This window comes from Pseudomonas sp. PICF6 (assembly GCF_009831705.1).
GTDB classification, from domain to species: Bacteria; Pseudomonadota; Gammaproteobacteria; order Pseudomonadales; family Pseudomonadaceae; genus Aquipseudomonas; species Aquipseudomonas rhizophila.
Window position 1 is genome coordinate 412196 of sequence record NZ_WUUD01000016.1, and the last position, 13719, is coordinate 425914.

Here is a 13719-nt window from a genome sequence, read left to right on the forward strand (position 1 = left end):
CTGTAGGAGAACCCAGCGTTCCAGCCTCCCGGTCGCACGGGCCCTTTGAGCGTGGCCGTATCGATCCTTTTCATGTGGGAGAGTCCCAAAGTCTAGCCTCAAGTTCGGCAAATACTCCGCAGGGGGAACGCATCATTCGGCCGCCACTTCGACATGAGCAACACCAGGCTCTTCCTTTATCGGCTCTTGAACTGTCTGCAAATTTCGCCAGAGAAGGAGGGCGCGGTCATGACAGTGAAGAGACACAGCCTTACACCTCGCTACCCGTAGCACTTCAGCAATCCGCTGATGCAGCGCGCGCGAGGCGTCATCGACCGAATTTTTCTGAGATAAGAGATTCTGGCCAAGGCACACCCACTCAGCCCTCTTTACAGGGCCATGGAACCGTACCTCCACCACGTTATTCCACGTTATTCGTCGGGAATCCGGACGAACTCCCCCCTCCGGACGAACTCCCCCCTTACACCATCACCGAGGAATAGACGTCTAAACAGTAAGCGGCATGCCCGTGGTGATGTGATTGTTGTGCGCTACACGGACGACAGCGGGTTGGGTTTCAGGGAAAAAGCTGAGCACTGATAACTCTGCCAACACGTGGCCCAGCCTTGCCGCTCGGTAGGACTCCTATACCTCTTCTGATGCCTAAGATGAGACCCGCTTGGGCGTTGGACTGTGGTGGGGGTAGTCCGCGGTCTAGGTAGCGACGCGCATAACCATGGGCTCGGTGACGAGCCAGATGGCGTCGATGCGGATCACTCGGACAGCTCACGGACAAAGCAGGGCCCCGTATCTCAGTCAAAGGGGGGCCGCCAAAGGCGAGTAACTCCGTGCATACAATCTGTTACCGAGCACTTTGAGGACGGCGTTGCGCATCGGAGTCGGCCACGCCCGCATTTTATCCCGGGCTGCACATTGCTTTTGCGTCCATTCCACGCGATGTCTGCGTTTGGCGGTGTAAGTCGCGAGTGCGTCATCTGGGCTCCCTGCTGCGGCTATAGACTCTGCCAATACCAGCGCATCCTCAAGAGCCATGCCCGCGTTCTGCGCCATACTCGGTGAGGCTGCGTGAGCCGCATCGCCAATGAGCACAACACGTCCCTTTACCCAATCGTCCATGACGACTTGTTCTATTTTGCTGAAATGCACCAGCGTGCCTTCCGGTATCTGCGTAATGAGCGGCAAAATAGGACCGGAAAAATCTTTGAACAGTGCTGGCAGCGATGCTTGCGCGGTTGTGCTCTGAATGTCCTGGAAGGCGAGCGCGGTATCGGCGTATACATAGATGTCATTGGCGTTTACGGGAATTGCGAGCAGAGCTTTGCGATGACCCAGCATCGCCGTCCAGCTATCAATGGCTGTGGTGTTACGCGTTATGAAGCGCCAGCTGACATTACCGACGTAGGTCGGATTGATCGCCGGGAACAGCATGCCGCGTACCGATGAACCAATACCATCAGCACCGATGACAATGTCATAAGTGGAGGATGAACCATCGGAAAAGCTCACCTGGCATGTCGTGGCTGATAGCTTGATCGTTTCTACCGCCAATCCAAAACGTAGCTGAGTCCGAGACAAGGATTGACGCAGAATGCCGTGCAACCCAGCGCGAGGAAGTGAGAGGCAGGGCCCGCATGATCCCCACACGTCTTGGGTCTGTGTCACAGATAGCTGCCTGCCGTTTTTGTCGAGGATGCTTTGGGTGCGGATGACGGCGGCGGCACTTTGAACACGGTCGAGCAGGCCCAGTTGTTTGAGCGCGCGGCCAGCGTTTCCCGGCAGAAACAGTCCTGAGTCACCAGAGGCCTCGTCAGGGCGGCGTTCCACCAAATCTGCCTGGTAGCCTTTGAGTTCAAGCGCTCTGGCCATGGAAAAACCGGCGATTCCGCCACCGACAATCAAAATTCTCATCCACAAGCCCTCAGTCATATCAAGTCTTTGTAACAACAGCCAAAGTTGGCAATTTATTCCGGCGGTGTAATGCAACTATCAGGCAGGGCTGCTTCTCCAGCTTGCCTATGGATGGAACTGCGCCCATTTCGAAGGGCTGCACACATTAGTCGAATCGATGAGTGGCTCCACCGCTACGAAGAGTTCCCTGCGTTGTGTGAACGCAAGCGCTTTCTCGGCAGTGCCCGCTAAAAATAAAGCAGTGCGCGGGGACCGGTGGCTCACTTGGACCAGCCGCCTGATTGCGTCGAGCCCGGCACTCGTAGGAGTTCATGTCCTCAACTTGATTTCAATCAAGGGCCGCGCAGGGGAGTGGGTCCTACCATGATCGCCAAGATCCTGTCCTTAAGCCCTGGCGTCCATGACCCCTCCCTTTGTGATGCTGCACCCATCCCGCTTCTGGCTCCATGGGCTGTTCGTTCTCCTGCTGTTGATCGCAAGCCTCGCCCAGGCCAAGGACTACGGTGATATCCAGCAACAGCGCATCCACCAGGTCCTGAGCCCGGTCGATTCGATCTCCGAGCCCGACGGCCCCTTCAAGGTTCGCAAACTGTCCGCTGCCGGCAAGGTCGTCGGCTATGTGTTCCAGAGCTTGGATGTGGTGGACATTCCCGCTTATTCAGGCAAGCCCATCAACGTCCAGGTGATCCTCGATCCGGCCGGTGTGATCCTCGATGCTTTTGTGCTTGAGCACCACGAACCGATCCTGCTGATCGGCATTGCCGAAGAAAAACTCCACGCGTTCAGTGCCCGCTACAGCGGCATCAAGGTCAATCAACGGGTGGTGGTGGGGCATTCCAGCGACCCCAACGCGGTGACGGTGGATGCAATTGCCGGCGCCACCGTGACGGCGATGGTGGTCAATGAAGTCATCATGCGCGCCGCTCACGATGTCGCGGTTTCCCTGGAGCTGGTCAAGGGGGACGCGGGGTTGGCGGTGGCGCCGGCACGCGTGCGCGATGACCTCTACGAACCCGCCGACTGGAAAACCTTGACCGGCAACGGCGCGGTGCGTCGCCTGCACCTGACGCGCGGCCAGGCCGATGCTTCCTTCAAGGGGACCGAGGCCGAGGGTGTTGAAGCCGCCAGCGCCGAGCAAGCAGACGACACCTTCATCGACCTGTATGTCACCCACCTGAACCCGCCCACCATCGGTCGCAACCTGCTGGGCGAGGCGCAATACCGCACGTTGATGGCCGAACTCAAACCCGGCGAGCAGGCCATCGCCGTGATGGGCAGCGGTCGCTATTCCTTCAAGGGCTCGGGGTATGTGCGCGGCGGCATTTTCGATCGGGTACAGGTGCGTCAGTTCGGCGACGCCATCAGCTTTCGCGACCTGGACTTCCAGCGTCTGGACGACGTGGCGCCGACGGACATGCCGGAGTTCGACGAAATGGCGATTTTCATCGTCCGCGCCTCCCACCGTTTCGACCCGGGTTCGCCCTGGAGCCTGGAGCTGCTGGTGCGTCGTCAGACCGGACCTGTCAGTGGCATCTTCAGCAGCTTTGAACTGGCTTATCAATTGCCCGAGCCCTATCTGGAAAGGCCATTGCCAACGGCTGAACAACTGGCAGCTGCCGAAGAAGCCAGCCGACCGATGTGGTTGACCCTCTGGTACCAGAAAAGCCTCGAGATCAGCGTACTGGGCGTGGCCCTGCTGGTGCTCACGGCGATCCTGTTCCTGCAGGATGCGCTGGCCCGGCGCCCGAAGCTGTTGCACTGGGTCCGCCGTGGCTACCTGATGTTCACCGTGGTGTTTCTCGGTGGTTATGCATTGGCCCAGCTGTCGGTGGTCAATGTGCTGACCTTCGTTCATGCCCTGTTCGAAGGCTTTCGCTGGGAACTGTTCCTCACCGATCCGCTGATTTTCATCCTTTGGGTGTTCACCGCCGCCAGCATTCTGTTGTGGGGGCGCGGGGTGTTCTGCGGGTGGCTGTGTCCGTTCGGTGCGTTGCAAGAGTTGCTCAACGAGCTGGCGCGCAAGTTGAAAGTGCCGCAGTACGAGCTGCCGTTCGCCGTCCACGAGCGACTCTGGGCAATCAAATACATCATTTTGCTGGTGCTGTTCGGCGTCTCGCTGGAGTCGATGTCCAGCGCCGAACGGTTGGCCGAAGTGGAGCCCTTCAAGACCGCCATCACCCTCAGGTTCGACCGTCAGTGGTGGTTCGTGGCGTATGCGCTGGGTCTGCTGGTGGTCAACCTGTTCACCCGCAAAGTCTATTGCCGCTACATCTGCCCGTTGGGGGCCGCCCTGGCGATGCCGACCCGGCTGCGATTGTTCGACTGGCTCAAGCGCCGCAAGGAATGTGGCAACCCCTGCCAGCTGTGCGCCAAGGAATGCGAGATCCAGGCGATTCACCCCGATGGCCGGATCAACGCCAACGAATGTCACTACTGCCTCGATTGCCAGATGACCTGGCACAACGAAAACAAATGCCCGCCACTGATCAACAAGCGCAAAAAGCGCAGCAAGGCGAGCGCGACCGAGACGCAACTGATTCCCGTGGTGCAGGTGACCCCGGCGCCTTAAGACACCCGAATGTCCTGTCCCTTGACCCTTTCATTCTTCATGGAGCACACAGCATGAGCGATAAAAAAACCGAAACCAGCGGCGCGGTCGAAGAACCCAGGGGCGTCAGCCGTCGAGGATTTCTAGGGACCAGTGCGGTGACCGGCGCCGTACTGGCCGGCGCCACGGCGCTGGGCGGCGCGGTGTTCACCCGTGAGTCCTGGGCTGCGGCGGCCAAGGAAGCCAAGTCCAAAGTCCACGTCGGCCCCGGCGAGCTGGACGACTATTACGGTTTCTGGAGCGGTGGCCATCAGGGCGAGGTGAGGGTGTTGGGCGTACCGTCCATGCGCGAGCTGATGCGTATTCCGGTGTTCAACGTCGACTCGGCCACCGGTTGGGGGCTGACCAACGAAAGCAAGCGCATCCTGGGTGACAGCGCCAAGTACCAGAACGGCGACTGCCATCACCCACACATCTCCATGACCGATGGCAAATACGACGGCAAATACCTGTTCATCAACGATAAGGCCAATTCCCGGGTCGCGCGCATTCGCCTGGATATCATGAAGTGCGACAAGATTCTCACCGTGCCCAACGTCCAGGCGATCCATGGCCTGCGCCTGCAAAAGGTGCCGTACACCAAGTACGTGTTCGCCAACGCCGAATTCGTCATCCCGCACCCCAATGACGGTCGCACGTTCGACCTGCAAGACAAGAACAGCTACACGATGTTCAACGCCATCGACGCCGAAAAAATGGAAATGGCCTTCCAGGTGATCGTCGACGGCAACCTGGACAACTCCGACGCCGACTACACCGGCAAGTACGCCGCTAGCACCTGCTACAACTCCGAGAAGGCCTACGACCTGGGCGGCATGATGCGCAACGAGCGTGACTGGGTGGTGGTATTCAACATCCCGCGCATCGAAGCGGCGATCAAGGCCGGCAAGTTCATCACTCTGGACGGCTCCAAGGTGCCGGTGGTCGATGGTCGTAAAACCGATGGCAAGGACAGCGCGTTCACCCGCTACATCCCGGTGCCGAAGAATCCCCACGGGCTCAATACCTCGTCCGACGGCAAATACTTCATCGCCAACGGCAAGCTGTCGCCCACCGTCTCGATGATCGCCATCGACCGGCTGGATGATCTATTCGACGACCGCTACAAAGACCCGCGCGAGGTGATCGTCGCTGAGCCGGAACTGGGCCTGGGGCCGTTGCATACCACCTTCGACGGGCGCGGCAATGCCTACACCACCTTGTTCATCGACAGTCAGGTGGTGAAGTGGAACATGGACGAGGCCATCCGTGCCTACAAGGGCGAGAAGGTCAACTACATCAAGCAAAAGCTCGATGTGCAGTACCAACCCGGCCACAACCACGCGTCCCTGACCGAAACCAGCGAGGCGGACGGCAAATGGCTGGTGGTCTTGTGCAAGTTCTCCAAGGACCGCTTCCTGCCCACCGGTCCGCTGCACCCGGAAAACGACCAGTTGATCGACATTTCCGGCGAAGAGATGAAGCTGGTACACGATGGCCCGGCCTTTGCCGAACCCCATGACTGCATCCTTGCCCGGCGTGACCAGATCAAGACCCAGAAGATCTGGAGCCGCACCGATCCGTTCTTCGCTGAAACCGTGGCCTTGGCCAAGAAGGATGGCATCAACCTGGAGACCGACAACAAGGTCATCCGTGACGGTAACAAGGTGCGGGTCTACATGACTTCGATGGCGCCGGCCTATGGCCTGACGGAGTTCACCGTCAAGCAAGGCAACGAGGTGACGGTGACGATCACCAACATCGACCAGATCGAAGACGTCTCCCACGGCTTTGTCATGACCAACCACGGCGTGAGCATGGAGATCAGCCCGCAACAGACCTCGTCCATCACCTTCATCGCCGACAAGGCCGGTTTGCATTGGTACTACTGCAGCTGGTTCTGCCACGCCCTGCACATGGAAATGGTCGGGCGCATGCTGGTTGAAAAGGCCTGAGCAGGTTCAACGAGGAGACGGGTTCAATGACCGGTAACCAGCAACAGCCTGCGGGCTACGCTCGCGCACCGGTCATTGCCCTGGTGCTCCTGCTACTGTCGGGCGGCGCGCTTGCCGCGCCGCAGCCGATCACCGACTTGCCATTGCAGGCCGACGGTGAACGGCAATGGCGCCTGCCTGCGGGCCAATACCGCGGCTCGTTCAGCATCGACCAACCCATGACCCTCACGTGCGCGCCGGATGCGGTATTCCAGGGGCAGGGTGAGGGCAATGGGTTGATCATTCGCGCCCCGAACGTCCAGGTCCAGGGCTGTACCTTCCTGAACTGGGGCCACGACCTCACGGCCATGAATGCCGCGGTGTTCATCCAGCCTGTCGCCCAGGGGGCGGTGGTCCGTGCCAACCGCATGCAGGGCCAGGGTTTCGGTATCTGGGTCGATGGCGCGCGGGATGTCAGCCTGATCGACAACCGCATCCAGGGCGATCCCGGGCTGCGCTCCCAGGACCGGGGGAACGGCATTCACTTGTACGCGGTACACGGTGCCCGGGTCATCGGCAACCACGTACGCGAAACTCGCGACGGCATCTATATCGACACCTCCAACGGCAACCTGCTCGAGGGCAACATCCTCGAGGACCTGCGCTACGGCGTGCATTACATGTTCGCCAACGATAACCGTCTGTTGGGCAACGTCACCCGGCGCACCCGCACCGGTTATGCCTTGATGCAAAGCCGTCAACTGATGGTCATCGGCAACCGCTCCGAACAGGACCAGAACTACGGGATCCTGATGAACTACATCACCTATTCCACCCTGCGCGACAACGTGGTCACCGATGTTCGCGACGGGTCCACCGGCGACACCATGATCACCGGTGCCGAGGGCAAGGCCCTGTTCATTTACAACTCATTGTTCAACCGCATCGAAGGCAATCATTTCGAGCGCAGCGCGGTGGGCATCCACCTGACCGCCGGTTCGGAGGACAACCGCATCGCCGGCAACGTGTTCGCCGGCAACCAGCGCCAGGTCAAGTACGTGGCCACGCGGTTGCAGGAGTGGTCGGTGGACGGGCGCGGCAATTACTGGAGTGATTACCTGGGTTGGGATCGCAACGGCGACGGACTGGGGGACGTGGCCTATGAACCCAACGACAACGTCGATCGCCTGCTGTGGCTGTACCCCCAGGTACGGCTGTTGATGAACAGTCCGGGTATCGAGCTGCTGCGCTGGGTACAGCGGGCGTTCCCGGTCATGAAATCCCCCGGGGTGATGGACAGCCATCCATTGATGCACGCGCCGCTCCAGCCCCCGCCACGCAACAGTGCTCAGGAGGACGCGTCTTGAACGTCGTCGAGATCGAAGGCGTCAGTCAGCGCTACGGCAATGCCACTGTGCTGCGCGGGCTGAACCTGAACCTGGCCCAGGGCGAAGTGCTCGGGCTGTTCGGGCACAACGGTGCGGGCAAGACCACGACCATGAAACTGATACTCGGTCTGCTGCGCGCCAGTGAGGGTCAGGTGCGGGTATTTGGCCGCGAGCCGAGTGATCCGGGCGTGCGCAGAATGCTCGGTTACCTGCCGGAGAACGTGATGTTCTATCCGCAGTTGAGCGGGCTGGAAACCTTGCGCCATTTCGCCCGGCTCAAGGGCGCGGCGCCAGAACAGGTCGAGCGCTTGCTGGAGGAGGTCGGGCTGGCGCAAGCGGCCCGGCGGCGTGTGCGCACGTACTCCAAGGGCATGCGCCAGCGCCTCGGGCTGGCCCAGGCCTTGCTCGGCCAGCCGCGACTGCTATTGCTGGACGAACCCACCGTCGGCCTGGACCCCATCGCCACCCAGGACCTCTATCAACTGCTCGATCGGCTGCGCTGGCAGGGCACCAGCATCATTCTTTGTTCGCACGTCTTGCCTGGCGTGGAAGCTCACATCAACCGCGCCGCGATTCTCACCCAAGGTCGCCTGTTGGCCCTGGGCAGCCTGGACCGGTTGCGCGAAGACGCGGGGCTGCCGACGCTGATCCGCGCCTCGGGCCTGTCGCGGGCCGACTGGCTTCGCCAGCATTGGCGCAGCGAAGGGCACCTCACCCAAGGGTGGGGCGCGCAAGGGCTGCAGGTGTCCGCGCCGGATGGCAGCAAACTCAAGTTGCTGCGCCAGTTACTGGCCCAGGATGACCCGACGGATGTCGAGATCAAACCGCCGTCCCTGGAAGATTTGTACCGCCATTACATGGTTCGCGCGGCGACCGAGGAGGCCGGCTCATGAACCCGATCTGGAACATGGCCCGCAAGGAGTTCAGTGACGGCTTGCGCAACCGCTGGTTGTTGGCGATCAGTCTGTTGTTCGCCGTGCTGGCCATCGGCATCGCCTGGCTTGGCGCGGCGGCGTCCGGCCAGTTGGGGTTTACCTCGGTGCCGGCAACGGTGGCGAGCCTGGCCAGCCTGGCAACGTTCCTGATGCCGTTGATCGCCTTGTTGCTGGCCTATGACGCGATCGTCGGCGAGGACGAGAGCGGCACCTTGCTGCTGTTGCTGACGTATCCGTTGGGGCGCGGGCAGTTGCTGCTGGGCAAGTTTGTCGGTCACGGCCTGATCCTGGCGCTGGCGACCCTGATCGGCTTTGGTTGCGCGATGTTCGCCATAGCCCTGCTGGTGGACGATATCGAGCTGAGCCTGCTGCTCTGGGCCTTTGGCCGCTTCATCGTCTCCAGCACGCTGTTGGGTTGGGTTTTTTTGGGGCTGGCCTATGTGCTGAGCAGCCTGTCGGCGGAGAAATCCACCGCCGCCGGGCTGGCGCTGGGGGTGTGGTTTTTCTTCGTGCTGGTGTTTGACCTGGCGTTGCTGGCACTGCTGGTGCTGAGCGAGGGCCGGTTCAGTCCGGACCTGCTGCCGTGGCTGTTGCTGTTCAACCCCACCGATGTGTATCGGCTGATCAACCTGTCGGGGTTCGACGCCGGTTTCAGCGGCGCGGCAGTGCTGACCTTGGGCAGCGACCTGCCGGTGCCCGGGCCTTGGCTCTGGCTGTGCCTGTGGTTGTGGATGGCTGTGCCGTTGTGGCTGGCCTATCGATTGTTCAACCGCCGGTGTCCGTGATTTCTGATCTTGATAGAGGGAGCATGTAACGATGAACAGGGTGTATTCGAGGACAGGCCGAGTTCTCGCAGGAGTGTTGGTGTGCCTGGTGCTGGTGGCATGCGGCAAGCCTGAGTCGACACCGGCCTCAAAGGCGGCGCTGGCGTTCCATCCCAGTGACGAGTGCCATGTCTGCGGCATGGTCATCACGGATTTTCCCGGACCCAAGGGCGCAGCAGCGACCGCCAGCGGCGTGAAAAAATTCTGCTCGCCGGCCGAGATGCTCAGCTGGTGGCTGCAGCCGGAGAACCATCGGGCCGACGTCCAGTTGTACGTCCACGACATGGGGCGCAGCCACTGGAACACCCCGGATGATGAGCACCTGATCGATGCCCGGACCGCCTATTTCGTCGTCGGCTCCAAGCTCAAGGGCGCCATGGGCGTCGTCCTGGCCACGTTCGCCGACGCCCAGGCGGCGGAAAAACTCGCCCGCGAGACCGGCGGCCAGGTGCTGCGTCTGCAAGACATCGACCAGAAGCTGCTGGGACAGGCCACCGCTATGTCGCCGATGAATCATTGAACGAGCAACCTGCTCCCGCTGAGGTGAGCAGGTTTGCCCTGATCGCCCGTTCAGTGAGACGTACCTTCGGCAAATTCGATCTTGTTGCCCACGTTGTATTTGCCTGAAGGTTTGTTCATGGGCAGGCGCTTGATTTCCTTGAGGGTGTGGCTGTCGTAGACGATCAGCGCGCCGTCGGTGTCCCAGATGCTCAACAGCAGGTAGCGGCCGTCGTGGGTAAATTCGACGTGGGCGGCGGTTTTGCCGGGCATGGGGCGCAAGGTGTGGGCGATTTCCAGGGTCTGTTTGTCGATCAGGTGGATGGCATCGTTGCCGGCGGCGAAGAACACGTCGGTCCAGGCATAGCGGGAGTTGGCATGGCTGCGCAGGAAGAAACCCGGCCCGAGGGTAGGGATCTGCCTGATGACTTTCCAGGTGTTGATGTCGATCACCGACACCAGTCCTTTGCTGATGTTGGGGGTCGCGAACACCCAGCGGCCATCGCGCTTCCAATAGGTGCCCGAGCCCAGGTGCGGCATGCCCGGCAAGCTGATGTCGCTGACCACCTGGCCACTGTCAAGGTCGATCACCTGTCCACCCTGGGCCTTGCGCGAGGTGGCGAGCAACTGGCGATAGTCGGGTGAGAAGGAAAAGTCATCCAGATGATCCTGGACCTCGATGCGCCTGGGCACGAAGTCCGGGTTCGGACCGGTGGGCAGTTCCCAAACCTCGTTCACATCCTTCAGTGCGACGATGAAGCTGTTGCGCGGCGCAGCGGTATAGACCGCGCTGACCCGCGAAGCTTGGCCATCCCTGCCCAGCGTCGCGATCGTCTTGACCAGGGACAAGTCCCGGGCATCCAGCACCGCCAGGTTGCCGGGCAGCGAGTTGCCCACCAGCACCCAGCGACCGTCCTTGCTCACCGCCAGGTTACGAGTATTGAGCCCGGCCCGAACTTCGGCGATCAGCTTGAGGTTGTGCAGGTCATACAGACTGATCCAGCCATCGCGCGACGCCAGATAGACAAAACGCCCGTCCGGGGAAAACTTCGGTCCGCCATGCACTGCAAAGTGCGAGGCAAAGCGCGCGAGCACCTCGAACCGATCCCCGTCGACCACCGCGACGTGATGATTGCCGGCTTCCACCACTACGAACAGGTTCAGCGGGTCGGCCCGGTGTTGCGGCTGGTCGGGCAATGTGGCGACGTCCACCAACACCCGATGACTTTGGCGAATATCCTCTTCATTCCAGTTGGGCGCGACGCTGGGCGGGCGCTGGAGATAAAGCGCCAGGGCGTCGATTTGTGCAGGCTCCAGCAGCGCACCGAAGGCCGCCATCTGACTGGCGGGGCGGCCATTCTCGATCACCTGGCGGATTTCGCTGGGCTTGATCCGGCCCAGGCTCTGGGGCAGTAACGCCGGCCCGGCGCCGCCGATGCGGTTCACGCCGTGACATTGTTGGCAGAGCTGCTGGTAATTGCGCTCGGCCTGTTCCAGGTCGGCGCCGGTGGTAACGGCGCCATGGCTCGTACCGATCCACAGCATCGCAAGCCCGATGCGCTTCATAGCGCCACCTTCAAAGGCTGGGGTTTGGGATGAACGCGCGCCGGATGCTGCATCGGCTGCTGGGCAAACAAGCCGACCACCTTACCGATCACCGTCAATGTCGGCAGCCCTTCAACGCAATCTTTTGCCATGGCCGGCAGTTGTTGCAGGGTGCCACGTAGCACTTGCTGGTCGGGACGAGTGCCGTTGCTGATCAATGCCGCCGGAGTCTCGGCGGCCAGGCCTGCGGCCATCAACCGTGCGGCAATGCTGCCCAGGTTCGACAAACCCATGTAGAACACCAGGGTCTGGCTGTCATCTGCCAGGCTTTGCCACGGCAGGTTCAAATCGCCTTCGCGCTGCAAGTGGCCGGTGATGAAACGGCAGGAATTGACCAGGTCGCGATGGGTCAGCGGAATGCCGGCGTAGGCGCTGCAACCGGATGCGGCAGTGATACCGGGCACCACCTGACAATCGATACCACGGGCCAGCAAGTATTCCAGCTCTTCGGCACCGCGACCGAAGATGAACGGGTCGCCGCCCTTGAGCCGGACCACCCGCTGGCCCTGATCCGCGAGGTCGGCCAGCAATTGGTTGATCTGGGCCTGGGGCAGGCTGTGGCAGCCGGCGGCCTTGCCGACGTAATGCCGGGCACACGTCAGCGGGATCAGGCCCAGCAATTGCGCACTGATCAGGCGGTCATAGACCACTGCGTCGGCCTGCATCAACAGGCTCCAGGCGCGTAACGTCAGCAAACCAGGGTCACCGGGACCGGCGCCGACCAACGCGACTTCCCCCGGTCTGAAGGACGATTGCAGGGCAGCGGGCAGAACGATAGAGGCAGACATGGGACTTCCTTGGTTCATCATCAGGTTCGCCGTCGGGTTATCGGGCGCAGGGCAATGCAACGCTGGGAATCAAAGTGCTGGGGAGCGTGTGCAAGCCGATTTCGTCATCGCTGAGGTGGCAGCCGGGGTCCTGGCCCCACAGGTCGCCGTCGGCCCAGGCGCGCGTGCGGGTGTTGCCGTTGCAGATGGCCAGCCAACGACACTGTCCGCAGCGGCCACCCACGGTGCGCGGATGCTCGCGCAGTTTTTGCAGCAGAGCGTCGGGACGTTCCAGCCAGAGTGTGCGAAAGGGCGTCCGGCGCACGTTACCCACCGAGTGCTGCCACCAGTAAGTGTCGGGGTGTACCTCACCGGTGTTGTCGATATTGGCAATGCCGCTGCCCGAGGCGTTACCGCCCCAAGCCTTGAGCATGCGTTCCAGTTCGGCGTAGTGATGGGGCAGGCGTGAGGCTACCCATTGCAGCAACAGCACCGCATCGGCGTCGTTGTTGCCGCTGACGAAGTCCGTGTCGCGTCCGTGCAGGATGTCGCTCCAGGCCCGCTCGAAGATCAGGAGCATGGCCTCGCGGCTCATCTGTTGCCGGGCGTCGAGCTGGCGACTGCGCTTGCCGCGACCGCTGTAGTTGAGGTGCGACAGGTAGAATTTCTGCACGTCGTATTCGGTCATCAGATCCAGCAGTCGCGGTAGCTGGGTGTGGTTCTGCTGGGTCAGGGTGGTGCGCAATCCGACCCGTATCCCGCGTTCGCGACACAATCTGACAGCCGCCATGGAACTGGCGAAACTGCCTTTGAGCTGGCGGAAGGTGTCGTGCGTCGCTTCCAGGCCATCGATGCTGATGCCCACGTAATCGAAGTTCGCCGCCTCGACCTGCTCGATGTTGCTCGGGTCGATCAGCGTACCGTTGGTGGAAAGCGCCAGGAAGAATCCCTTGTGCCGGGCATAGGCACTGAGCTGGAACAGGTCCTCGCGCAGCAGCGGCTCGCCGCCGGACAGGATCAAGACTCGTACGCCCGCGTCATGCAAATCGTCGATGACCTTGAGCGCCGCGGCCGTGTCGAGCTCATCACGAAACACGCTGTCGGCCGAGGTGGCGTAGCAGTGTTTGCAGGTCAGGTTACAGCGCCTGAGCAGATTCCAGATCACCACCGGCGCTCGTGTACTGCCCGGTGGTGCAACACGCGGCGCGGGACATTGACCGGCCAGGGCACGCAGGTAATGGCTGATCCTCAACATAAGTCACTCCTTCGTTGT

The 13719-nt window shown here is 61.4% G+C and carries 10 protein-coding genes; 6 read left to right on the top strand and 4 right to left on the bottom strand.

Going from position 1 to position 13719, the window contains the following annotated elements:
• Nucleotides 1-795: 795 nt before the first annotated feature.
• Nucleotides 796-1926 (bottom strand): FAD-dependent monooxygenase, encoded by a 1131-nt coding sequence (locus tag GSM73_RS09610; protein ID WP_240539540.1) that lies wholly within the window; start codon nucleotides 1924-1926, stop codon nucleotides 796-798.
• A 382-nt stretch (nucleotides 1927-2308) separates the two neighbouring features.
• On the opposite strand from GSM73_RS09610, the gene nosR reads away from it, so the two are divergent.
• Genes nosR through GSM73_RS09640 form a run of 6 tightly spaced genes read left to right on the top strand, consistent with a single transcriptional unit; the run spans nucleotide 2309 to nucleotide 10096 of the window.
• Nucleotides 2309-4477, top strand: a complete 2169-nt coding sequence (nosR, locus tag GSM73_RS09615; protein ID WP_240539541.1) for a transcriptional regulator NosR — start codon at nucleotides 2309-2311, stop codon at nucleotides 4475-4477.
• Nucleotides 4478-4530: 53 nt separating this feature from the next.
• Nucleotides 4531-6450 (top strand): TAT-dependent nitrous-oxide reductase, encoded by a 1920-nt coding sequence (gene nosZ / locus GSM73_RS09620; protein WP_047225819.1) that lies wholly within the window; start codon nucleotides 4531-4533, stop codon nucleotides 6448-6450.
• 26 nt (nucleotides 6451-6476) lie between these two features.
• The gene (locus GSM73_RS09625; protein WP_160892309.1) at nucleotides 6477-7796 is read left to right on the top strand and encodes a nitrous oxide reductase family maturation protein NosD; all 1320 of its coding nucleotides are present in this window, start codon (nucleotides 6477-6479) and stop codon (nucleotides 7794-7796) included.
• Nucleotides 7793-8710, top strand: a complete 918-nt coding sequence (locus tag GSM73_RS09630; RefSeq protein WP_047225821.1) for an ABC transporter ATP-binding protein — start codon at nucleotides 7793-7795, stop codon at nucleotides 8708-8710. Before GSM73_RS09625 ends, GSM73_RS09630 begins: the two co-directional genes overlap by 4 nt.
• Nucleotides 8707-9537: an ABC transporter permease gene (locus GSM73_RS09635; RefSeq protein ID WP_047225822.1), complete on the top strand. Its 831-nt coding sequence runs from the start codon at nucleotides 8707-8709 to the stop codon at nucleotides 9535-9537. Before GSM73_RS09630 ends, GSM73_RS09635 begins: the two co-directional genes overlap by 4 nt.
• A gap of 31 nt (nucleotides 9538-9568) precedes the next feature.
• Nucleotides 9569-10096 carry a nitrous oxide reductase accessory protein NosL gene (locus tag GSM73_RS09640; protein WP_047225823.1) on the top strand — a complete coding sequence of 176 codons (528 nt, stop codon included), beginning with the start codon at nucleotides 9569-9571 and terminating at the stop codon, nucleotides 10094-10096.
• Nucleotides 10097-10146: 50 nt separating this feature from the next.
• Here the strand turns inward: GSM73_RS09640 and GSM73_RS09645 are convergent, their stop codons facing one another.
• From GSM73_RS09645 to nirJ, 3 genes are read right to left on the bottom strand one after another with little or no spacing between them, the layout of a single operon-like run.
• Nucleotides 10147-11640 carry a nitrite reductase gene (locus GSM73_RS09645; RefSeq protein WP_080962852.1) on the bottom strand — a complete coding sequence of 498 codons (1494 nt, stop codon included), beginning with the start codon at nucleotides 11638-11640 and terminating at the stop codon, nucleotides 10147-10149.
• Nucleotides 11637-12467 carry a uroporphyrinogen-III C-methyltransferase gene (gene cobA, locus GSM73_RS09650; RefSeq protein WP_160892311.1) on the bottom strand — a complete coding sequence of 277 codons (831 nt, stop codon included), beginning with the start codon at nucleotides 12465-12467 and terminating at the stop codon, nucleotides 11637-11639. Before cobA ends, GSM73_RS09645 begins: the two co-directional genes overlap by 4 nt.
• Nucleotides 12468-12504: 37 nt before the next feature.
• Nucleotides 12505-13701: a heme d1 biosynthesis radical SAM protein NirJ gene (gene nirJ, locus GSM73_RS09655; RefSeq protein WP_160892313.1), complete on the bottom strand. Its 1197-nt coding sequence runs from the start codon at nucleotides 13699-13701 to the stop codon at nucleotides 12505-12507.
• Between the last annotated feature and the right edge of the window lie 18 nt (nucleotides 13702-13719).

Coding starts and splice junctions, on each gene's coding strand:
- GSM73_RS09610 (WP_240539540.1), bottom strand. CDS start 1,926: ATGACTGAGGGCTTGTGGATGAGAATTTTGATTGTCGGTGGCGGAATC.
- nosR (WP_240539541.1), top strand. CDS start 2,309: ATGACCCCTCCCTTTGTGATGCTGCACCCATCCCGCTTCTGGCTCCAT.
- nosZ (WP_047225819.1), top strand. CDS start 4,531: ATGAGCGATAAAAAAACCGAAACCAGCGGCGCGGTCGAAGAACCCAGG.
- GSM73_RS09625 (WP_160892309.1), top strand. CDS start 6,477: ATGACCGGTAACCAGCAACAGCCTGCGGGCTACGCTCGCGCACCGGTC.
- GSM73_RS09635 (WP_047225822.1), top strand. CDS start 8,707: ATGAACCCGATCTGGAACATGGCCCGCAAGGAGTTCAGTGACGGCTTG.
- GSM73_RS09640 (WP_047225823.1), top strand. CDS start 9,569: ATGAACAGGGTGTATTCGAGGACAGGCCGAGTTCTCGCAGGAGTGTTG.
- GSM73_RS09645 (WP_080962852.1), bottom strand. CDS start 11,640: ATGAAGCGCATCGGGCTTGCGATGCTGTGGATCGGTACGAGCCATGGC.
- cobA (WP_160892311.1), bottom strand. CDS start 12,467: ATGTCTGCCTCTATCGTTCTGCCCGCTGCCCTGCAATCGTCCTTCAGA.
- nirJ (WP_160892313.1), bottom strand. CDS start 13,701: ATGTTGAGGATCAGCCATTACCTGCGTGCCCTGGCCGGTCAATGTCCC.